The sequence below is a fragment of the Halococcus sp. PRR34 genome (assembly GCF_028617175.1).
GTDB classification, from domain to species: Archaea; Halobacteriota; Halobacteria; order Halobacteriales; family Halococcaceae; genus Halococcus; species Halococcus salifodinae.
The window spans coordinates 37293-58971 of sequence record NZ_JAQJDA010000021.1 but is presented as its reverse complement, the minus strand read 5'-3'; the positions used below and the strand labels follow the sequence as shown (position 1 = coordinate 58971).

The 21679-nt window shown below is 59.4% G+C and carries 17 protein-coding genes; all 17 read right to left on the bottom strand.

Features of this window, described 5'->3' with window-relative positions:
• Positions 1-428: 428 nt before the first annotated feature.
• Entirely contained in the window at positions 429-1154 is a 726-nt protein-coding gene (locus PHA81_RS17680) for a replication factor A (protein ID WP_273837859.1), read from the bottom strand.
• Between the two features lie 347 nt (positions 1155-1501).
• Entirely contained in the window at positions 1502-1783 is a 282-nt protein-coding gene (locus PHA81_RS17675) for a hypothetical protein (protein ID WP_273837857.1), read from the bottom strand.
• Complete coding sequence (locus PHA81_RS17670) at positions 1776-2063, bottom strand: hypothetical protein (protein WP_273837854.1); 288 nt, start codon at positions 2061-2063, stop codon at positions 1776-1778. The genes PHA81_RS17675 and PHA81_RS17670 overlap by 8 nt, the downstream gene beginning before the upstream one ends.
• Positions 2064-2116: 53 nt before the next feature.
• Positions 2117-2431, bottom strand: a complete 315-nt coding sequence (locus tag PHA81_RS17665; RefSeq protein ID WP_273837851.1) for a hypothetical protein — start codon at positions 2429-2431, stop codon at positions 2117-2119.
• A 69-nt stretch (positions 2432-2500) separates the two neighbouring features.
• Positions 2501-3532, bottom strand: a complete 1032-nt coding sequence (locus PHA81_RS17660; RefSeq protein WP_273837847.1) for a hypothetical protein — start codon at positions 3530-3532, stop codon at positions 2501-2503.
• A gap of 511 nt (positions 3533-4043) precedes the next feature.
• Positions 4044-4541, bottom strand: a complete 498-nt coding sequence (locus PHA81_RS17655; protein WP_273837844.1) for a hypothetical protein — start codon at positions 4539-4541, stop codon at positions 4044-4046.
• Positions 4542-4861: 320 nt separating this feature from the next.
• The gene (locus tag PHA81_RS17650; protein ID WP_273837842.1) at positions 4862-5533 is read right to left on the bottom strand and encodes a nucleic acid-binding protein; all 672 of its coding nucleotides are present in this window, start codon (positions 5531-5533) and stop codon (positions 4862-4864) included.
• A gap of 164 nt (positions 5534-5697) precedes the next feature.
• Positions 5698-6669 (bottom strand): replication factor A, encoded by a 972-nt coding sequence (locus PHA81_RS17645; protein ID WP_273837840.1) that lies wholly within the window; start codon positions 6667-6669, stop codon positions 5698-5700.
• A 394-nt stretch (positions 6670-7063) separates the two neighbouring features.
• On the bottom strand, positions 7064-7213 hold the full coding sequence (locus PHA81_RS17640; protein ID WP_273837838.1) for a hypothetical protein: 150 nt from the start codon (positions 7211-7213) through the stop codon (positions 7064-7066).
• Between the two features lie 461 nt (positions 7214-7674).
• A complete protein-coding gene (locus tag PHA81_RS17635; RefSeq protein ID WP_273837836.1) occupies positions 7675-7848 on the bottom strand; it encodes a hypothetical protein in 174 nt (57 codons plus the stop codon).
• A complete protein-coding gene (locus tag PHA81_RS17630; RefSeq protein ID WP_273837834.1) occupies positions 7841-8527 on the bottom strand; it encodes a hypothetical protein in 687 nt (228 codons plus the stop codon). Before PHA81_RS17630 ends, PHA81_RS17635 begins: the two co-directional genes overlap by 8 nt.
• A 256-nt stretch (positions 8528-8783) precedes the next feature.
• Positions 8784-10109, bottom strand: coding sequence for a hypothetical protein (locus PHA81_RS17625; protein WP_273837832.1), 1326 nt, complete (start codon positions 10107-10109; stop codon positions 8784-8786).
• Between the two features lie 1510 nt (positions 10110-11619).
• Entirely contained in the window at positions 11620-12195 is a 576-nt protein-coding gene (locus PHA81_RS17620) for a hydrolase (protein ID WP_273837830.1), read from the bottom strand.
• 313 nt (positions 12196-12508) lie between these two features.
• Positions 12509-13006: a hypothetical protein gene (locus PHA81_RS17615; protein WP_273837828.1), complete on the bottom strand. Its 498-nt coding sequence runs from the start codon at positions 13004-13006 to the stop codon at positions 12509-12511.
• Positions 13007-13620: 614 nt separating this feature from the next.
• Positions 13621-13890 (bottom strand): hypothetical protein, encoded by a 270-nt coding sequence (locus PHA81_RS17610; RefSeq protein ID WP_273837826.1) that lies wholly within the window; start codon positions 13888-13890, stop codon positions 13621-13623.
• Positions 13891-14537: 647 nt separating this feature from the next.
• Complete coding sequence (locus PHA81_RS17605; protein ID WP_273837823.1) at positions 14538-19463, bottom strand: type IV secretory system conjugative DNA transfer family protein; 4926 nt, start codon at positions 19461-19463, stop codon at positions 14538-14540.
• 175 nt (positions 19464-19638) lie between these two features.
• A complete protein-coding gene (locus PHA81_RS17600; RefSeq protein ID WP_273837821.1) occupies positions 19639-21672 on the bottom strand; it encodes a hypothetical protein in 2034 nt (677 codons plus the stop codon).
• Positions 21673-21679: the final 7 nt, after the last annotated feature.

The following is a 21679-nucleotide window of genomic DNA, read 5'->3' as shown; positions in this document are numbered from 1 at the left end:
CTTCCTTTCAGGTATCAGCTACGGCTTCTTGCCGACGGGTATCGTCCCGATTCTAAAGGATTCTGCGACGCGACCAACCGATTCGGGCTTTGGCGGTGACGGTCCGTTCTGCGAGGGCATTGTTCAGTTCTCTCCCTTTGGTGGGTGGAACTGACGAGCTGCCAACGTCAACTCGGTGATCTCGTGGATAGTGTTCATGCTTGTCTGTTCCTCCACAACGAAATAAAGGACACGCCGAGAGAGGCTAAGGATGGAATTTGTGCGGTAGCGGTGGCGCGTGCGTGACTGCGCCGAGACGCAGTCCGCGCGCGAGGGACGGCCAAGTCGGCGCACGGAGGTGCGCCGCGCCGGCCGTCGGCTGGGGAGGACGCGCCGAAGGCGCGGGTGGTCGAAGACCAAAAAAAGAGAGTAGTGGAAGAGCCTGACCGTCACTTGGTCACCGCGACCACGCCGTTCAGCTGCTCGATTTCGGTTTCCGAAGTGAGCTTCACCGAGTACCGTCCTTCATACTCGTCAGTCACGACGTTTTCGAGCCTGTACGTTTCACCCTCTTCGAGCTCGGGCAGATCTGAAGTGACCCACGAGATGAACTTGATCGACCCCGACCGGCTTGAGAGCAGCCCGGCTTGGGCGATGCTGTCGGTGGAGGGCTCCCACAGCTGGTCGACTTCGGCTTTGACGTCGATCCAGTTGTCGGCCGAATCGATCGTCCCCAGCGCCACGGCAGTATCGCCGTCAGCAGCGAGGTGATCGCGCTCGGCAGCCGGGCCGGAGATCTCCGTGATCTCGGTTTCCGAATTGAGTTTGACCGTGTAGTTGCCCTCGAACTCGCCGGAAACGACGCTCTCCAGCGCGTACGACTGGCCCTCTTCGAGCTCATCGAGGTCCGACGACGCCCACGTGACAAATCGGATGTAGCCTGACGAATCGCCGAGCAGACCACCCTGTGCGATTGCATCCACCGAACCGTAGTCCCACAGTTCGAGGACTTCGACTTCCATGTCGAGCCACCGGCCAGTGCTGTTGATCGCCGCACACCCAGTCGGGTAGTCGACACCGCTACCGCCGCTACCGCCGCTACCGCTGCTACCGCCGCTTTCCGCGTTGTTCTGAGTCTGTGCCTCGCCGGCCATCTGCTTGGATTCCGTGGACATGGTTCGAGTCTCCGATTGGGCCGATGATCGTTTCTCTCGACCCTGCACCCCTTCTGGGGGAAATAAAATGCTGAGGCGGTCGCGGTTCTTGGTTCGCGGTTCAGACGTTGCAGTCCGCGGTTTGGGGCTTGCGGTCCGGTGCCACTCGTCCGTGCTGTGTAGTCGATCACGTTCGGGAACGGCTGTAAACGCCGCCGTTAGGGCCTTATGTAACGACTGGGACCCACCTTCCTTGTCTTGTTACATAAGGCCATACGACACCGCCGAACCGCCCTGCTGCTCCGCCGCACCGCCGCTTCCGCAGGTTCCGCCGCCAACCGCAGCGTTGCTTCCCGCACCGCGCTCTGCTACCGCGACCACCGTACCGAGACAGCCTCGATTTCGACTTCGAGGTAGCTGCACTGGGGTTCGAGACGGCTCCGGTGGACCTCGGTCTCGATCTCGATATCAGTGAGTCGGCCGTGCTCTTCCCAGAGCGCATTCAATCCACGTTCGATTCCGGTTCGTAGCCGTGCTTGGGTTTGTTCCTCGCTCAGATAGCTCGGGATGTTTTCAGCGAAGCGGTCGTTCCACTCAACCTGTTCGACGGTTTCAGACCGAGTGGGCAACTCACAGTCGCTTTCAGACATTGGCAGTCTTCCTGGTAGCTTCTGGTTGGCTCGCGTCAGTCGAGTCACCGAACAGATCGGGACCCGCGGCCGCAATCCGGCCGACGTCGTCGACACGACTCGGGGCGTGGCGCTCGGCGAGTCGTTCGGCGTGGCCACAGTGGCGCTCGAAACCTTCGAAGTTGCCGTTGGCAGCGTGCTCGCGCGCTTGGTCGAGATTCGCGGTGATGGTTCGATGAATGAGCGTTGCGTGGACCTGCTTGAGCGTCCGGAACGGGTGCCGGAGGCAATTTACCAGCATCTCACCCCCTCTGGGGGCAGACAAACTGCTGGCGAACGCACCCGGAAAGCAGGCTATCGACGGCTCAGCGAGTCCGTGTGTCGATCAGAGTGGGTCTCTAACAGGCGCTCGATATCATCCAACCGGTCAGGAGCGTGCCAGCGAGCGAGCTGCCCCGCGTACTCGCAATGGCGCTCGAAGCCCTCTCGGTTGCCCTTTGAAACGTCCTCGCGTGCTTGCTCGAGGTGGGCGGTGATCACCGCATCCGTCGCCGTTTCGCGCACGATTCGAAGCGACTGAAGCGGCTGTCGCAAGCATCTCGTGTTTGCCCTGCTGAGCTGTGCCGAGACGAGGTCGGCCGCTGCAACAGCGTGTTGTACCCAGTTCATTGGTCTTCTCAGTCCTCCAGAGCGAACAAACTGCTGGTGGATACCACAGAAACGAACTCAGAAACGAACTCAGGATCCGTTCGCGAACGTGTCGATCTTCCCATCGAGTGATCCCACCTGGAAGTCGAAGTGCGAATATCGCTGCGGACGCGGCTGGAAGCACCAATATTTCGCCTTCGATTGAAGCTCGAAAAGCGTGTTGCTCATGATGTGCTCTTTCTCGGTCCAGATGTGTTCGAAGCCGACGACGGTCCCAAGATGGGTCTCGTCGCCGAGCGCGTGGCTGGCGGTCTCGCTGTCCCAGACACTCTGGTGGGTATCGCCGTCGAGATCGTAGTTGTAGGCTCCCCGAAGATCGGTTTCGTCGACGGTCATCCGGGCGAGATGGCGGAGTTGCGATCCGGCGTACACATCGCGGCCGGTGTCGGTCTCGAAGACGTGTTTCCCGTCGCTGAGGTGTTTGTAGCTCGTGAGCGTCGGTTCGGCGTGGCGGTCGAAAATCTCGATGAATCGCCGAAGCCCGCGCTGGTGGTCGGGGTCAGCCTCTGGAACGACGAATCCATGGATATCGACCCGTTCCGCTGGTGGTGGCGTCTGATCGAGCGAGCGCTGTTTGAGTGGAGCCACGTCGACGAGGAACGCGCCCCGCGAACCCGTAACGACCAGCGTACGATTGTCACACAGATAGACCGAGAGCGCGTCGTGGTCGATGCGGCCTTTGCCTTCGGCGAGTCGGACTGTCCATTCGAGGAGATTCGCATCGATGCCGAGAGCGCTGCCGTGCCGTTCGATGGTCCATTCGGCGATGACGGGGTCGAACTCGTCGTGGAACCGGGAATAGTACTGCGGAACGGCGATCTCGCAAACGCCGTGGGCGAGTAGATATTCGGCGAGGCCCGAAATGACGTACGCGAACCGGTCCTCACCGGGTAACGATTCGGATTCTTCGAGTAGTCGTTTCCGGGCTGTGACTGCTGTCGTACCGCATTCGTACGTGTTCGGTGCATAGAGCTTCCACTCCCACCCCTGGAGATCGGGCAGTTCGTTCGCGACTGGGAGCCCGCGGGAGGGATGCTGGGAAGCACTCGGTTGTTCGAGCATGGCTCACGGCTCGTGACCGAGACAAACCACAACGGTCGGTTCCGGAGCGGCGGCGCGTGCGTGACTGCGCGAAGCGCAGTCCGCGCGCGAGGGACTCGCTCGGGCGGTGTGGAGAGAGCGAGTCGGCTGGGGAGGACGCGAGCGAAGCGAGCGGGTGGTCACAGAGCAAAAAAGACGACTGGGTTACTCCGAGTCGGATTCAGAAGGAGTGGTCCCGTTTTGCGTCCCGTTTCGGAACCGATCCAGCAGTCGACGGGCCATGCGGGCTGGCGACCCCCAGGTCGCACCCCACTCTTCGATCGACAGATCTGATTTGTGATCCGTGCGATCGCTCATTCCTCTGCGTCGGAGTCGGAGTCTGAACGGCCGTTTTGGAAGCGGTTTCTCACCCTGCGTATCCATCCCTGGACCGCTTCTGCGGGTGATCCCCATGTAGCTCCCGAACCGTCACGGGGGAACGTTTTCTCGCTCTCTTCGGTCTCGGCCATGGGTGAGTATGACTGTTCCATACTTATATCGCTATCGCGTACAGGGTGGCGAGAACACCGGCGAACAGCGCTACGTCGCCAGCGATCAGCCACACCGAAATCCTGCTGAGTCGATCTCGGTTCATATCGATCCATTTGCCCATCTGATTGATGAACTGCTGCTCCCAATCCTCGTCGCTCATCGCAACGAGTTCGGCAAGATCGCTCTCACCGGGACCAAGATACGGCCCCTGGAAGCTATAGACGACGATTGCTGCGCCGAACGACACCACTAACAGCCCAATGCCGAGAATACCTGCCGGTTCGACCACCGAAAGGCCGAATGCCTCGACAGCTGTGACGAGTGCCCCGACAACGACTGTCGTGAGTCGTGTCGTTCGCAAGGCTTTGTCGTCGAGGTTGCTCTTGCGCTGCTGCTGGGCGTTCAGCACTGCCCGTGCTTCCTGATACGCGACAGCGTGCTGCGGGCGCGACCACTGCTGTGCGCCGCCACCGTTCACCTGACCATCTGACCCACTCATCGTGGTTGTGTCACCTCACCTCTCCGGGGAAAATAAAACTACTGCGGTGCGTGCCTACTTGACGGTAATTCTGGCACGGGCTCGGCTGGTGTCCATTTTACCTTATGTAACAATCTCCTACCCTATGAAAGGGGACTGTTACATAAGGCTGGCTCAGCACTGCTAAACGGCAGCGGTGGCGCGCGCTGAATGCCGGCGAAGCCGGCAGAACGCGCGAGGGACTCGCTCGGGCGGTGTGGAGAGAGCGAGTCGGTTGGGGAGGACGCGCCGAAGGCGCGGGTGGCCACACACCAAAAAAGAGATGAGCTCTACCTGGGTTCTTACTCAGATCTGGCTTCGGCCTCGCTCTCGTCGTCACCTTCGATCTCGCCCTCGACTCCGGCGACCTGCGCCAGCGCCTCCTTCGCAGATTGCTCGTATTCGCCAAGAGGGGCGTCCTCGTTGTAGGCTTCGAGCGCGCGTCCGATGTCCTCGCTGTAATCGCCCTCGCGAATCTCGACGTCCATCGCCTCGATACGTTCCAGGGTCTGCTCGGCAGTCTCGACGACCCACCGATCGCGCGTTGCCTCATCGACCACCGTGATCGATTCGGGAGTCAGCGACACCCGCATGTCGCCGTCATCCGTTTCGTACGATCGGGGCTTACCGACCACTGCCACGTACTCGGGAGCCTCCATGCTCCGCAGCGCGGCCATCGCTTCGGGCTGGTACTGCCCTGCGTAGACGAAGAACGTCCCCGTCCGATCGACCACACGCGCCTGCCAGTACTCATTATCGCCGCCCTTGGCGACATCTTTGGTCTGGGTCAGGGTTCCCACCGCGAACACTCGATTCGCGTTCGCTCCAGTGGGCAACACCGCGAACTTCGGCGACCGCTCGTCGTCACCGTCCTGGAAGATCTCCGATGCATCCTCGAACTCCGCCGCGAACGCACGCTTGGCTGGCTGGCGATTGCTACGACCGTCGTTACCGCTGTTGGCACTCGAACTCATGATTGATCGAACCTCGATTGGGGTACAACGCTACGTGGCACAACTCCACGTCTCTGTCACCCCTGCACCCCTACGGGGGTGAAAAACTGCGGACCGTCGCCGTCACGGCGCGGTCGGAACGCTGCGTCCACCGATCGCGAACGATGGCCTGCTTAGAACTCGATTCAGGCCATCTCTGCGTCGAAGTGCTCGTCGAGCAGCCGCGCCGCGTCCGCCTCGAACGCGACATCCTGACTGCTCTCTTCGACTTCATCCACGAGGTGATACTCCCCGACCTTCGGCCCGTTGATCTCGAAGTACCGCCCCACGAGCTGGGATCGGAACTCTTCGGCGACGATTGTGGTATCGAGCGCGTCCATCGCTGCGCTCGTCGCCTCGTCCAGCGACCATCCCGTGACGGCCTCGGTGGCTTCAGCATCGAAGATCACCGATTCGACCTCGTGACCATTGTCGAGGGCGGCCTTGATCCGCATGTCGAACTCGCCCTCGACCGAGCCGTGTTCCGAACACCGGCCATCATTCAGGACACGCGAGCAGTCCTCTTCGGGACACCGCTTGATGAGGCCACTACCCGGCCGGATCGTGACCAGCGCGCCCTCGCTGGTGAACGACTCCGATCCATCGGCGGTGTCGATCTCCTCGTCGAGGCGCTCGATCTCGGTCGTCTTGTTCAGCTTGACCGAGAACTTCCCGTCGTATTCGTCCGAAACGACGTTCGAGAGCGAGTACGCTTCACCCTCTTCGAGTGCGGGAAGGTCCGATGCAGCCCACGAAACGAACTTGATTCGCCCGGTTTCGTCGGCCAGCAGCCCGACCTGAGCGATCGCCTCACTCTTGGGCTCCCACAGCTGGGCGACCTCGGCCTCCAGGTCAACCCACTGCTCGGCAGTCTCGATTTCATCACACCCGACGAGGTCGTTACCACCCGACCCCGACTGGTCGTAGAACGCATCGCGATCGACCTCGTGTTCATCGAGGAGGTGACTCACAACGCTTCGACGTGCTTCGGCCTCAGGCACTTGATAGTCATCGATGAGCGTCGTGACGCGCTCTTCGACGTTCTCGGGATCGACAGCGACATCGGCGTTGTTCTGGAACTGTTCGACGATCGAACCACTGGTGGATTGCACGGACATTGGTGGAACTACCTCTCGTTTGATGGGCCAGATCGAGCTTCGATTGCTCTCGACCCTACACCCCTCTGTGGGGAATAAAACTGCTGAGCGGACGCGGAGCGGAACCGATGACTTCGCTCTCGTTCCCGTGAGCCAGTCTCGACTGTGAACTGACTCGATCCATGAGAACGAAACCGACTGTCGCTACGTCCGCGGGGCTTCGCCGCCCCTCACCCCTACGGGGGTGAAAAACTGCGGCCTGCGGTTGCAGTAGGCTGGCACCGTCGGCAAATACGGTGGCGGATAGCCGACTGGAAACAGCGTAGCACGAGTGCCACGCGTCGCGGTTGTGTGGCGAACATACCGTGCTGAGAGCTCGGAAAGATCAACGACAGAAAAAAGAAATCGATAGTGGTCACCCCAAAAGGTGATTCATGCTGCCGACTCGATCTTCCTCAAGTTCGACGACTGGTTCGTAATCGGGAGTCGTCTGCCGCGCCCACTCGCTGTAGTTGTCGTCCTGTGCGACCGAAACCGCCTTACCGCTCTGAGTGCTAGTGCTCATGGTTGCATGCCTGAGGGCTTAACCACCCCTCACCTGCTGCTGTACTGGTGAGAGGCGTTGCTGTCCGTCGCTCTCCCCACGACGAACCCATCTCTCGAACGCCCTCACCCCACTGGGGGATGACAAACTGGCCGACGTTCAATCGGTCTTCCAACTACAGAGGCACTACAACGACGGTACAGTCTGTCAACCCCTACCACTAAAGGATTGTATCAGATCTATACTTCCGAAATAAGTGGCGTTCTTTTGAGGTCGCACGTGAGAAACGCGTGTGATGAGGGGTTCTGCTGCCGCAGTCGCAGTCGTAGTAGCGGTGGCGCGCGCTGAATGCCGGCGAAGCCGGCAGAACGCGCGAGGGACGAGCGAGTGCCCACATGGGCACGACGCGAGGAGGTTGGGGAGGACGCGCTCGAAGAGCGCGGGTGGCCACACACCGAAAAAGAAAGACCTGAGAGCGCCGCTCAGACCGAGGTCGGTTCGTCGCGATCGCCGGTGTTAGAGATCACGAGTGCGCGGTAGCGCTCACCGTGCTCGGTTTGTACCACCGCGCCGGTCTCCTCTTCGAGTTCCTTGTTGCGCCGTTCTTGCTCAGTCAGTTCCTCTTCCTCGCCTGAATCGGCCGTAGATTTACTCATTGGTATGCTCCAGTTGGGGTTGCGCGACTTTGTATCTTTCCGTCAGCACGTACCACACGATCAGACCCGTCGCCAGCGTGACGACCCCGAACAATCCACCTTCGAGTACGAGTGATCCGAGCTGAGCGACCACGAGTGCTGCCGCCAGCGTCCCATAGACCACTCCACTCACAAGTGCCACTAGCGATAGGCGGAACCGAGCAGCGTTGACCTGAATGACTCTACCGTTCACTTGGAGTGCATAGGCGTAGACGCCAAGCGTCCGGCGCAGGTGCGTCTTCAGGTTCGGTTCGTAGTTCGCCGAACTCAGAAGGTCGGCTGTCTGGTACTCAAGCCCGGCGAGGGGATTGCTGCTCAGGTACGTGATGATGGCGATGACCATCGCCCCGAGCAATCCTACTGTCCCCACGATCGCCGCAGCCATGGCCACCACCGAGAACGCCAGGCCACCTCCTGTGGCGTTCGTGCTTACCGTTGCTAGGATTGACGCTGCCGACACGACCACGCCGAGCAGAATTCCGACCACACGAATGATGAACCCGGCCCGCGAGTCGATGTTTCGGATTGTCTGGAGTTGGGCGTCCAGCGTGCGCTCGAGGCGGTCGGCCGCATCGACGTACGGCTGCACGTCTGGGTCGGCCTCTTGCACCCCCGAGGACGAGTTCTCACTGTCGCTCATCTCTTGAACACCTCACCCCTTCAGGGGAGAACAAATCAAACCGCGGGATTCAGCCACTCCAGCAAACTTCGTAGGCCGTGGGAGCAGCGGTAGCGGTGGCGCGTGATGAATGCCGGCGAAGCCGGCAGAACGCGCGAGGGACGACCGAGGAGGCGCACGCCAGTGCGCCCCGCAGGGAGGAGGCTGGGGAGGACGCGCGCCGAAGGCGCGCGGGTGGTTGCAGACACCAAAAAAAAAAAGACCGCCTTGCTCTATCTCACTTCTCGAATCGTTTGTTCGGATTGGCCGAGAACCGCCGTTTCGGGTTTCGATGTCGATAGGTGCGCCGCCGCGCGATCTCTTCCATCGATGGCTCGTCGAAGTTCGGAGGATTGTACCAGCGCGCCCCCTGGGGCGCTGGTCCGTCACCCTCTTCGAGCACTTGAATCTCGGTTCGACCGGAGACAGCCAGGGTTGGCCGCCCGTTGTACCGATCCGGCTCCCCATCGATGATCCGCACCCGATCACCCTCGTGAAGCACCGTGTCCTTGTAGGAATTGTTCCAGATCGTGACCTTACACTGCTGGCCTGAACCATCATCGACCAGCCCGACCTGCTGTTGACTCCACGGGTCATTCGGTTCCCACAACGTGACGACCTCGCCTTCGATGGTCGCATCCCACTGCCACTTCGAGATGTCCTTGATATACTGACGTTGCCCCGAGATGGGCCGCGTGCTCCCCGCACGCTCGTCAGCCGCCAGAATCGCCGCATTCAGCTCGTCACCATCCGCGACGCGCTCGGCGATATCCTTCGCGATGAGGTGGACATCCGGGCACGCCTCCGCGTACTTCTCTCGAATGCTCCTGGCCGCCTCGTAGATCTCACCAGCGACCTCTTTCGCACCGTCCCGCACTCGGGGGTGGGGCTTCGCCTCCTCGGCTTTCATCTCTTCTCGCACTTCCTTGACCTTCCTCCCACGGGGCGTGGGCAGCCACGATCGAGCCAACCGCTTGTTGGCCTCTGCGCTGGCCCGCTCGGGCTCTTCGCCGCGCTCGTGGGCGGCGTGGGCACGTTCATGATGACGATCGAATTCGGCTTCGACGCCGGCCGCACGCTCCTCCTGTTCGAGCGTCCGACTCTGATCGTCGAAGGCACACGTCCAATCGTAGGGATCGTCACCTGTGTCGGCGAAATCGAAATTCCCCATGTAGACCACATTGTCACCCTGTTCAGTCTCGATGTCCATCTCGCGCTGTTTCGAGCTCACGGTGGCCTGTCCACGCTCCGTCGTACCTACCTGAGCCAAGATGTCATCCGATTCGACCTGTGCTGCGACCGGGCTCGTGACGCCACCCGCATCGTCCTCGCGCACATCGAGGGCGATGTTATCCCGACCGATGCCGCTTTCACCCTCACGTTGGGTCACGCTCGTGGGCGCAGTGAACGTGTCAGCCGCCGTCACGTGCCCGTTCGTCCCCTCGTTCCCCCGCTCTCTGAACCGCGTCGCACACCGCTCCGCACCCGCTTCCGCGTCCACACCGTTCTCGATTTCATCCTGTGCGACCGAAACCGTCTTACTGCTGGAGTTCTTAGAACTCATTGTTACTCGATTGGGGCGTGGTTGTCTCATCAACCGCGTCTCGCCGTCTCATCGACGAGACACATCCATGCGCCCTTCGCCCCGTTAGGGCGCACAAACTACCGTGCGAACCACCAGTCAACCACCACTGCGGCGAGTCGGCTACTGCCGCAACCGCCCGCGGCCCACCCGCCTGCCTACACTTGAACCTATGCTCTGAAGCGACGGGCCGCCACACAGCGGCAGTCCGATACACCCCCGAGCGCGGTGTGGAGCGAGCGGGGTCGCGGGCTGCCGGCAAGTGGCGGCCCCAAAGCGTCGCCACCTAATGGTTCCGCCGCGCGAGCGCGGCGTGGTGCGGCTGTCCGAAGCGCGGGCGGGTGCCGGTTCCGGGTGAGCGCGGAGCGGTGCGGCTGTTCGAACCCGGTCTCGGCCCCGCGTCTGCGCAGTCCGTCGTGTCGTCATCGTGTCCAGCCGATTGGCGCGGGCAGGCGAGCCGCCCCGGTATACCCCCGAGCGAAGCGCTAGCGGAGCGAGCGGGGTCGCGGGCTGGCTCGGCAAGCGCGCGCCGGGCGGGGAGGCTGGAACGCGAAAGGGCGAAAGCGCGTCGCAACGAGCACTACCGGGGCCTTTAGGTGGCGTCAGAGTAATCTAGCCGGCGCGACAGCGCCGTGGGAAACCCCAACGGGGCGACCGAATCCCCGCTCGGGCAGTGCGGAGAGAGCGGGGTGAGGGAGTCTTCGACAGCGCGTCGCACCCGTCCGTCGTGAACTGACCGAGCACCGCCGCCGGCCGACCGCAGGGAGGTCAAGGCGGCGCACAGGTCCGTGAACGACGCAACGGAACCTGAAGGGCCGATCCGAACCCCTACCACGGGGTGAGGATCGGGGCGCGCGCCGAGAAGAAGACTGGAGGACTGGGTGGGGTGGCGGACCGGCGTAGCGAAGCGAACCCCCGGACCCAGCGCCGCCCTCGGCGCTGGAAGCCCGTGGGTGAGGCTGAGCCGGGCTCGCGCCCCGCGGCTCGCCCACGGCCCGGATGGGCCGTCGCGGAATTCCGTGCGCGCGGCACGCGTGCGCGCTGGCCCTGCGAGAGCGAGCGAAGCGAGCGTCCGCGCGGCACGAGGAAACGCCGGTGGCGGTGCCGTTGTGGAGCTGAAGGCGGTCCAGTCCGTGCGTGAGGAACGCGCGCGTGGTTTCTCTGCGGTCGCGGTAGTGGTAGCGGTTGCAGAGCGGTCTGCAGTGGGTGGGACTGAAAGGGGCCGGAGCGCTCGGGGAACCCCGGCGACGCAAGCACCGGAGCGAAGCGAGGAGCGCAGCGAGCCGCGGGACTCGAGCGTCTCCGGGGGCTTTCATAGTCGTGGTCGTGGTCGTCGTCGCTGATCACACAGCTCCACACCGAATTCCTCCACTCTTCCATCCAGGTGGAACTCTCACACTACTACCAGTATACGACCAAACACGCGCAACAAACCGTACGCAGCACGCATACGGTCACGATACCAAAAAACGAGACCACGAGAACGCCGGCCCTACAGAGGGAAGACCATCGCAGTCACGATCGACGAGACGATAGCGGCAACTCCAAGCGAACCAACGAAGTTGACACCCTCGTTGTTCCGGAGATCGACCAACGAACGAACGTTGACCGACCCTTCCCGATTGGTAAGCGGCCACAACGGCTCGATATCCGAGCCAGTCACCTCACTGGCGAGCACGTGTCCGAACGAACTCGCCAGTCCGATCACGAAGCCGTATTCCGCCGCGGCGAGCGACGTTACGAGCCGTTGTCCAGCGTAGATATGGATATTACCGGCGAACCACCACCCACCGGCGGCCAGCAGCCCGCCGATGACGATCGATCCAGCTAGCGAATGCGTCCACCGCTTCGGGATCCCGATCCCGGTCAGCAGATCCGGTCCACTCCCAACGACGACTGCCAGCACTCCACCGAGAAGTGCGAAGCTGGGGTACGTCGTACTGATCCACCACCCGAACGGTACATACGCAAGCACCGCACCGACGGTCGATGCGATCTGTTCGAACTCTTCGTTGTTGTCTGGCTGTACTGCCGCTACCAGTCTCCCGCTGTGAGTCCCAGAACTCATTGATTACTCCGAGGGCTTCACCGACTCGTCTCCTGTCGTCTCGGTTCGTCTCATCTCGGTCCGGCCTGTCTCTTCGACACCAACCTCCGAGTGGCATCGCTCCATCACTCGAAACCCTCACCCCCTCTGGGAAGAACAAAACCTCCAGGACAGTAGACCAGGCTTTTGCCTGCGAAACGACCGACCCGTAGCAGGGGTGGGACGACCGGAGGGAGTCTCACCCCGATGCGGTGCAGAGAGAACACTGATACGGAGAGGATACGAGCGAAGCGAGCGTGCCACCCCAGAGAGCAAAAAGAAAGCGCTGGTGCTGTCAGGGCCGTCGATACGAACAACCCTCGTCGAGTCGCGAGCAGTATTCGAAGACGGCTTCGTACTCGTACTCGATAACATGGGGATACTGCTTGGCGAAGCCGTCGTTGCGAACCAACTTGAAGATGAGATCGCCGGCGCACTCACTATGTGGACACCGGTCCTCGACGATGTAGACCGGGTCACCATCCCCGATCGTTTCACACTCCTCAAGCGAAACTTCACCATACCGGGGGATCTTCGCCTTGCCACCGAGCTCGTCCTGGGCAGCCTCGAACCGCGCTTCCTGCTTGGGCTGACACTCGTAGTCCGGATGGTGTAGGCTGTCGCATTCACCACAGGCGACCATGCCCTTGCTACAGTTCGAACACCACCACCCCTGATACAGCGTCGTTTCGAACTCGCATCCGTGCTCGCGGATGACGTCGTACTCCATCTCCTCGCTGCAGTCCGGACAATCACGAGTCTGTGCGTTGCCGCCGTCGGCACTGATGCTCATCTCTTGAACACCTCACCCCTTCAGGGGTATGATAAATTGCCCTACGTATAGCGGTCGGCCAATCGTGACAGTTGCGATGGCCAGACCACCCTCCACTGCGGACGCGGCCGCGGATGCTGTCCGGTCTCGTCAAACGCGCGCGAGAAACGCGTGTGAATGCGTTCTGTGCTGTGCGGTGCGGGGGAGAGTCGTCTCTGAGAAGAACTCAGCGTAGCAACCGACTCTGGGCGTGAGAGACGACACGAGAGCAGCCACCGAGGAAGACGATGAGACTGGCGGTGAGAACCATCCAAACTGGAAAGATCCCACCGAGGACGAAGTCCAGACCAACGAAGGCGAACAACACTATCCATGTGACTGTCCGGAGTTGATGAGCTGTCGATGCAACCTCCCGTCGCCGTTGCCACTGCATCCGTGCCATTCCTTGGAGTCCCTCACTCCCTCGGGGCTGAAAAATCGAGCCCACGACTGCGTCCAGGAGTGGACAAATCTTGAGCGGGGGTGAACAGTCTGGATGATCTGGTGATTCTCTTTCCTCACCTCATGTCACCTCATCTTCCTGTGCCTCACTTCTCCACTACTTCGACCCTCCCATCTGGAACACCGAATAGATGTTAGCGAACGATCTCGATGACCATCCCGATCCCGAACGTCACTCCGGAGAGAATACTGCTTATGGACAGACCAGTCGAGACGATCGGCCAGTCAACCACGATTGCTAAGCACAGAGTGGTGATGTAGACAGTAAGCAAGACACCGAACACGATGGCCGTCAATCGAGCGAGTTTGTCGAGGTCGATTATCTCGGCGATGCCAATGATGTCGGAGTGATCTCTTGTGGTCGTCGTCGATTCAGTTTCTCGGGCGACTGGTAGCTGGCGCATTTGCGATGACTCCTTCACCCCCTCGGGGAGCGACAAAATTGGGCCGTTGTCGACGATCGATTTCGGGGGTGTACTCAACCAAATCATGGGGGCTGATTGCTGCGATATTCTTGGATATGTGTTGTATCACGATATAGGTATATCGAACTGAGACAGATCGAGTATCGTCGTTGTTTGTGGGGTGTCGATGATGCTCTCGAGGTCAGTGAACTGGTCGAAGTATTCTCGATTACCTCAGGCTCAGTCAGTGTGTGAAAGTGCTCCTGGTCACCCACCGTTTCGGACGGCTGCTACCCTGCCCAGATTCACTATCAGATCTGTGATAGTCACAGTATCAACCCTAACCTCCCGTCCATCCAAGTCCAATACGATTTGCCCCCCTCTATATCGGTTGGTTTTCCACCCGGCTCCCTCGAAGACCGAACGCCGTATTGCGATTTTCCCTCGAATTTCGCTATCCATGCGAATTCCCACTGGATCTCCCTCGCAAACTCCCCCGTAATCCCTGCGCAGTATTGCGATTTTCGACAGGTGTGTTTCGAATAGCAGTGACGCAGGAACACCTCCTTCGAAGTCTCCCTCTAAATCCCTGCACTGTATGGCGTTTTTCCTTAGAAATAGTATATAGATGAGAATCTACAAATATTTTATTGACTGAGGTTTCTACCGCGTTTCGTTAGCCCGATATTTATATAGCAAGATCGAGTCTCACTATCGAGTTTCCGTCGAACCGTTTTGGTGTCTATATCGAGAGTGTCGACATACGGGTTGATGATATCCCGAGTGAATCTCGATGTGTTCTTGGGCTTGTCGGGAAGCTGGCCCTCACTGAGATGTTCTTGTTGCCACATGTTGAAAGAGTCAACAGCTTCATCTTTCGGGATGACGAGATCACCATTGCTGATGATGGCTGCTTCCTCTAACTCGGGATTGGATTCGAGGTCATCAGCGGTGAAAAGACATTCCTCGATGAACCGCTCTTTCGACTCTTCCCATGTGAGTGACTCCGGCGAAGAGGACGGGCTTCCCTGTGAGGATGCATCATCTGATGCCTCGTCACCCACAGTAGAGGTGTGTGCTTCTGGCACAATATCATCCGATGCGAGTGCTGCCAGTGGAGCGGTCGATCCATCCTCGAACACGTAGGGATCGTCCCCTTCCTCAGCCGGCAGAACCACGATCGAATAGTCCTCGCTCGGGGTGGGGATTTCGTCGAGATCGATCGCTGGGACGAACGGTTGCTTGACCGTCACCCACTCTTCGGTGAAAGCGTCTTTCGAGTCGTAGGTGTGCTCTGCTGCACCCTCGTAGACGATGTACGTTCCCGACTCCGAATCACGACGATACCGATAGACCGCGGGGAAGCTGGACTTCCGTGGCTCCGCAATCTTGCTTGCGGTGATTCGTGTTATTTCCTCCCCACCACTCGTCCGGAGCACGTACTCGTCGTCGCCGTCCTCGATAGACTCGCGCGTCCACATCGACCGGCGTGAGTCGTCTTCACCGGTCACTCGTCGGACTGCTCTCACAGTCCCGTCGATATGGCCACCACCGGGGAACTCGAACTCCTCGTCGCTGTTCGTGTAGAGCTCAACAGTTCCATCATCGCCGTGTTTCTTGACCGGATCCGAGAGAATGTTCTCTACTCGGTGTGCCCAGTGGAGCGGATCGTCGGGCCTCTCTTCAACGACTGCGAGGCACAGCGCGTTTTTCTCGGCGGCCTTCAGGTAGTTCTGGATTACCTTCATCGGCACTTCTGGTGTCGTGTGCTCGGCTTCGACGTGGGCGACCTGCGCCATATCCGGGTGGTAGGCGCGTGCGTCCGGGAGATCGAGACTGTCCTGCTTGACTGTCTTCATCGTCCAGCCGTTGGCGTGGAGTGCTGCATCGATCCGCTTCAGTGCCTTACTATGTCCCTCGCCACCGCTCGTTCGGTTGGTTCCGACAGCTGGTTTGGACTCCGTTTCTGACTCGATGACTGTCTCGACGCTCTTGTCCTCGTTCTCGTTCTCACTATCGTCTCCGCCGAGGCTTTCATCTTCACCCTCGCCCTTGTCTTCGTCCTCGTCTGGAAGCGTATCCTTATCCCCACTTGCCTCCTCGTTGGTTGGCTCTTCGTCGGTTTCCTCACTCACCGGCGATTCCCCGGTGTCGTCCATCCCTGTGTCTGCGCTGGCACTGGTTTCGGCCAGCCGCACCTGCAGGTTGCTATCACTCCCGCTTGCGTTGGTGGAGTCGGTGAAGTCGGTTTCGAGCTCCAGGAACCGCGACCGCTCCATGATCCCTACCAGCTCGTCGCGACCGGGCATGTCGTCGGTCGAGCAGCCGTCGGCCATCTCGTAGCAATCACTGAGTTCATCGAGGACCTCGTCGACGTCAACGGTCTTGTTGGGCGTCTCTCGGCTGGTCGTCATCTGCGCTGACTGCACCAACGATGCCAGAACTCGGTCCATGTCTCGCGACCCCAGATCCAACAGGTCAATCACTCCCAGTGGAGCCTCGGTCAGGATCGATACTGGCGTTTCTTCAGCCCCGTATTCTGCATCCGTGTGAGCTGATATCCGGGCGACTGTCTCTTGGAACCGCTCTTCGTCTTCTTGACTCAGTGGGGTATCACCTTCGGCGTGTCCTGGCGGGATCGGACGCGACTGCACGGTGAACGGCCGTGGTGGAGACTCAAAGAACTCTGGGCTCGGGAACCGCACGAACCACTCTCCTGGCGGCATCGACCGGAGACGGTTTTTCACTGCGACAGGGTCCGATTCCTCGGTTGCGAGTGCTTCTGCGAGATCATCGTCAACCGGGATGTTCCCCACGATCCGGGTATGGATATTGTTGAGTGCGTTCTGATAGACTTGCTCACCACCTTCGTGACGCATCTGCTCGGCATACTGCGCGTACAGCCCGACGCCGATCCGATAGCCACGCCCCTGTTCGAGCAGCGTGTTCATCGTTTCGGCGACCGTCACCGTATGCGCCTCGTCGACGAACAGGTTCACGACGTAGTTGTCGGGCCGGTTGTTCAACCACTCGTTGCGATCATCCAATGCGTCGTAGAGCATCGTCAGCAGGACTGCCGCCATGCTCTTCGACGGGTTCTTTCGCAATCCGCTCAGGTCGAACAACACGATCTTGTCGGTTTCAAGAATCTCGCGGAAGTCGAAATTCGGCGTCGTGTTGTTGAACAACTCCCGGATATGCGGATCACGCGAAATCGTATCCGCTCGCGTTGCCACACCCCGGAGAATGTTTTTCGCCGTTGAAGGATCGTCCATCAGATATCGACGCAGTGAGCGTGTAGTCTGGTCGGTTGATGACTTCGGGAGCGCGTTCGTGTTCTCCACTTGGATTGCTTCCAACACGCGGTCGATCACATGCTGGAGCTGTCCATGCGAGAAGAAATCCTCCGATTGGCGGTATCGACCGTTCTCACGACCGTACTCTTCATCGAGCAGTGCGTCGATCAGGTAGTTGATGACCGTCTCGGCGTTTTTGGCGTCGTTGAATGCATCCGTTCCCATCCGGAGTTTGATGATCTCGACGTAGCGTTCGGCCAAGTCCTGGATGACGTCTGTTCGGCGCGCTCCCTCCGAAAGCGATTGCCGGGCATCGAACACCGATACACCGGGAAGGACCTCTGGTACCGGGAAGTACAGCACGTCCTCTTCGAGGGCGTCGAACCCATACTTGGCCGCGTAGGCTCGCATGAAGTTCTGGATCACGTCACCGTCTTTCGGCTCGATCACAATCTCTGGGCCGTTGGTGCTTTCCGCAGTCGATAGCGCATCCGTCGCTAGACCTGTGGATTTCCCCGACCCGGTCGCAGCGAACCGCGCCCAGTGAGTCCGCATCAACGTCGCTGGAAGATGCATCGTTTCCGGCTGCGTATACCCGGTCGTATCCGGCAGGTCGCCCACTGCCATCCCCTCTTTGTAGTGTGGCCGGAGTTCTGGTCGCGGCCCAGCAACAGGCGACCGGCTCTGCTGTTCGGCTTGGACCGCTCGCGTGGCCTTCTCCGACAGGTTTTCGGAGGACGGAACGACGAAGAGACTCGCCAGCTCGTTGGGAGTGAACACGAAATCAGATCGGGTTTTCCCTCGGCCGGTCGTGATTTCCCGGTTGGTGAACCGATCGAGGGCTTTCTTCGCCTCCGCTTCACCCTCGATACGCGATCCCTGCATCCTGTAAAATTCTCCGTCAAGGAGATCGAGAGCTGAGCAGAGTCCATTGAGCGTCGCTTCAAGGCTGGCGTCAGCTCTACCCTCGCTTTCAGCCTCCGCTTCGAACGGTGACTGCTCCCCACCCGCCGCACCGTCAACCTGAATACCGACTGTCCGGATGTTGGTCGTGTAGGACTTCCCCGTAGTGACGGCTTTGATCTGCTCCAGTCGCCGGTAGTCCTTGGTGTCTTCTTTGGGACCCGAAGAGCGCCGACCACTCGGAACAGACTGGTTAGGAGTCCGATGGCCTTCTCGCCGGTGCCGCCGCTGCTGTTTGACCCCTTCCGGTGGCGCACCTGTATCAAACACCCCCTCAACTGCGGAGGTAACCAGGTGAGCTGCCCGTTGACCGAGTGTATCCTTCCGGTCCTCGATAGCGATCTGGCGATCGATTCTCGCATCTTCCCAGTCAGGTTTCGGCCGGAAGATGAACTGTGCTGCAGTCGGTTCTTCTGCGTCGACGAGGTAATCGATCACCTCGCCGTTCGGGGCTGTGGTTTGCTCGTGTTCGGTCGTTTCCTGATCGCTCTCATCGGTGGTCCGCCGTTGGGTGGTCCAATCGGACAGGGTCGTGGCGGAGGTCATCCAGTCCTTCTTTCGCTCGGGTGTATACGCGTCCCAGCGCACGCCGAACGGAGTCACTGAATCGTCATCGATCGGTGGCCGAGCAAGGACAGTTCCTCGCTGCGTGAGCGTCGGTCGTTCGAGGTTGCTCAGCGAGTCGTGGCGGGGGATCGCATCGGGCGGGTCGAGCGTCATGAACCCCGTCTCATGGCGGATGACTCGCGGTGAGTCGGTGGTGGCTGAAGCCTGTGCCGTCCCGCCGTCAGCACTCGTGGGGTGATCGAGACCGTCGCTGGCCGTGTCCGTGTCACTGTCGACAGGAATCTCCCCGTCTTCGGTGCCAGATTGGTCTACTGTGGCTGTCCCAGCGCCCTCCTCAGAAGCTTCGATCGCCTCTCGTTTCGCGCCGACAACGGTGCTGCCGGCACTCCCCGTCTCACTGTGATCCCAGTAGAGCTCACCCTGATCAAGCCGGTCGCGGAATTCGTCGACCTCGTACTCGACGGGGTGGATGAGCTTGCGTGTGAGGTCGGTGGTGATCCGCTCGATCTCGAACGTGGATGGGTAGAGCGTCCGGAGACGCTCTTCGAGCGTGTCGAGCAGATCGGCGTCACACCCATAGTAGAATTCGACGGGCTCGTCTTCGCCCTGACTGTAGATCACCAGCTCGAAGGAGGGTTGCGGTGGGTCCGTACTGTGGAACGGGACGAACGCTCCGAAGAAGTCTTTGACAGGGGTTTCGGCGTCGTCCAACCAGAGCTTGTGAAGTGTGGCCAGCAGATCCGGCACATTGCGTGGTGAGTACGACTCGGAGCTCGGGACAACGTGAACATACTCGCGGTTCATGATTTGATTCTATGAATCTCGCGTTCCGCCGTGACTGCCACGATCGTCAGACTGTGGGTACCAACGACGAGTAACACTACTTCTACTGCTGGATGAAGGCTTATCAGACATCGTACCGTTATGATTCACTACCTTCGTCATCAATAATATAGTTGTCGCCGGAGTCTGTTGGAACCCCAGAGAAGTCGTCGACGTTGGCCCACTCTTTCAGCTGTGTAGCTTGCCGCTGAAGCTCTTCGGGGTCGTGGTTTTGAGCACACGTGTCGCAGATGGTGACGAGGTTCTCGACTGCGTATTCGCCACCATCATCGGTGTTGTTGCCGTCACCTGCGGGGACCGCAACCAGACCGAGATCGGTCTTGGGATACCCGACAGCACCGCACAGCTGACAGATGCGATCATCGCGATCAAAGGCGAGCTCCTTGTTCTGCGCGTACTGCGAACGGGTTCCACCTGTGCCTGAGCCGCCTCCCGTATTACCATCTCCCCCGTAGTCGCGGGGACTATTTGTCCCGGTATCGGATCGAGGAGTCTGATTATCACCTGCTGGACCCTCCTGTGGAGAGGTCCCATCGTGAGAGCGGTTAGAGTGAGTGCCGGAACGCCCACTACCGGTGCTCTCGGTCTGGGTGTGAGACCCTGACCGGGAGTCTTCATCGTGATTTTGATCGTTCCGATCATCGTCATCATCACCATGTATGATGATTTCGTCACGCTCTTCCAATTCGTCAAATATATCAGCTACTTCGTGAAATGACGCCCCGAGCATCTCAGTCACTTCAGACACAGACAATATTCCATCGTGTTCACTGAAAACCTCGCGCACGTCATCAAGACTAACATCTGCCTTCTGTTCATCCTCTTCATCAACCAATTCGAAATCATGACCAAGATAAGGGTTAGAGTGCGGACTCCACGGTCGATTGAGGATGGATGGTAGCGCTTTGGCTGTCGACAGTATCCCTGGTTCGCTCTCGTTGAGGGCGGTTTCAAACACGGTTCTCGGCCGCCAGAGCCCGTGCATAACCTGTGACACCTGTCGAGACTGAAGTTCAAGATATCGCCGGCCGACGTATGCAAGCCCGGTCGTGCCTGGGAGGAGAACGGCAACAGCGTCTCCGATCGGTGGAAGGAGTGTCCCTGCGTATCCGAACAGCAGTTGGAAGTCAGCCGGCGTATCGGCGAGCAGTCCACTCATTCCGGAGGCTGTGAGAAATCCAACCCCACCGAGGAAAGCCCCATATCGAACCACGGCGATCCAAGGACCTGCCCGCAATCGAAGCCCGTATTCGGTTATGTCTTCGTGGAGGGCTGGACGCACGAGGTACGCACTCCCGAGTGTTCCGAAAATCCAGAAGACACCTGCTCCGAACAGATTGTCGAGAACACCTATTGAGATGAGGACCCAGTCCAAGCCGCCGAGCAATGCGATAGCACTGCATACACTGAGGTATTGCCATGTAGGCCGAGATAGTCCATATTTCGAGGGCGAAACCTCTATATTTTCATTATGGTAGCTCGCATATGGAAGTCGAACTGTGAAATGATACCATTCGCGCTCAATCACATGTGCAATATATCCGATGCCAACGCCCAAAACGATCAACAACGGCATCCCAGCGATTGTTTGGACGGTTTTGTATGACAAATCGAACATATTGAGAAACCATTCGATGCCCGTTTGAGGCGAAACAAGCAACCCACCGCCAATCCCTGCAAGAAAACCAAGTGAGGAAATCACGAGTAGACATCCAGCAAGAAAGACAAGATACCGGCGCAGAATCAGGAAACGCCCTGTGTGAGCGAAAACTCGCGTTTTCTGTTTGAGATCGCGGAGTATGACCTTCGCGTATGCAATTGAAAGCCCTCGTTCGATATGGTTCCACTTCGACAACTCGCGCATCTTTTGATTCACTTCGTCAGGGTTGTTACTGAAGAAACATTTATCGCACACTACCACATGGTTATTGAGTGTTTTTTCCGTCCCTTTGACCGGAATCGGCAATGAATTCACGTGTTTCTTTTGATGTGTTATAACGCCGCAAATTTGGCATGTGTGATTGTCTCGAGAACGGATGACATCAAACGGATTTCCATCAACAGCTTCAAGATCAATGTTTCCGTCTTTACCTCGGTTACGTGGTCCAAACATGGGCGAG

Bases quoted from the DNA above. Each gene is read 5' to 3' on its own strand.
- PHA81_RS17680 (WP_273837859.1), bottom strand. From the start codon at position 1,154: ATGTCCACGGAATCCAAGCAGATGGCCGGCGAGGCACAGACTCAGAAC.
- PHA81_RS17675 (WP_273837857.1), bottom strand. From the start codon at position 1,783: ATGTCTGAAAGCGACTGTGAGTTGCCCACTCGGTCTGAAACCGTCGAA.
- PHA81_RS17670 (WP_273837854.1), bottom strand. From the start codon at position 2,063: ATGCTGGTAAATTGCCTCCGGCACCCGTTCCGGACGCTCAAGCAGGTC.
- PHA81_RS17665 (WP_273837851.1), bottom strand. From the start codon at position 2,431: ATGAACTGGGTACAACACGCTGTTGCAGCGGCCGACCTCGTCTCGGCA.
- PHA81_RS17660 (WP_273837847.1), bottom strand. From the start codon at position 3,532: ATGCTCGAACAACCGAGTGCTTCCCAGCATCCCTCCCGCGGGCTCCCA.
- PHA81_RS17655 (WP_273837844.1), bottom strand. From the start codon at position 4,541: ATGAGTGGGTCAGATGGTCAGGTGAACGGTGGCGGCGCACAGCAGTGG.
- PHA81_RS17650 (WP_273837842.1), bottom strand. From the start codon at position 5,533: ATGAGTTCGAGTGCCAACAGCGGTAACGACGGTCGTAGCAATCGCCAG.
- PHA81_RS17645 (WP_273837840.1), bottom strand. From the start codon at position 6,669: ATGTCCGTGCAATCCACCAGTGGTTCGATCGTCGAACAGTTCCAGAAC.
- PHA81_RS17640 (WP_273837838.1), bottom strand. From the start codon at position 7,213: ATGAGCACTAGCACTCAGAGCGGTAAGGCGGTTTCGGTCGCACAGGAC.
- PHA81_RS17635 (WP_273837836.1), bottom strand. From the start codon at position 7,848: ATGAGTAAATCTACGGCCGATTCAGGCGAGGAAGAGGAACTGACTGAG.
- PHA81_RS17630 (WP_273837834.1), bottom strand. From the start codon at position 8,527: ATGAGCGACAGTGAGAACTCGTCCTCGGGGGTGCAAGAGGCCGACCCA.
- PHA81_RS17625 (WP_273837832.1), bottom strand. From the start codon at position 10,109: ATGAGTTCTAAGAACTCCAGCAGTAAGACGGTTTCGGTCGCACAGGAT.
- PHA81_RS17620 (WP_273837830.1), bottom strand. From the start codon at position 12,195: ATGAGTTCTGGGACTCACAGCGGGAGACTGGTAGCGGCAGTACAGCCA.
- PHA81_RS17615 (WP_273837828.1), bottom strand. From the start codon at position 13,006: ATGAGCATCAGTGCCGACGGCGGCAACGCACAGACTCGTGATTGTCCG.
- PHA81_RS17610 (WP_273837826.1), bottom strand. From the start codon at position 13,890: ATGCGCCAGCTACCAGTCGCCCGAGAAACTGAATCGACGACGACCACA.
- PHA81_RS17600 (WP_273837821.1), bottom strand. From the start codon at position 21,672: ATGTTTGGACCACGTAACCGAGGTAAAGACGGAAACATTGATCTTGAA.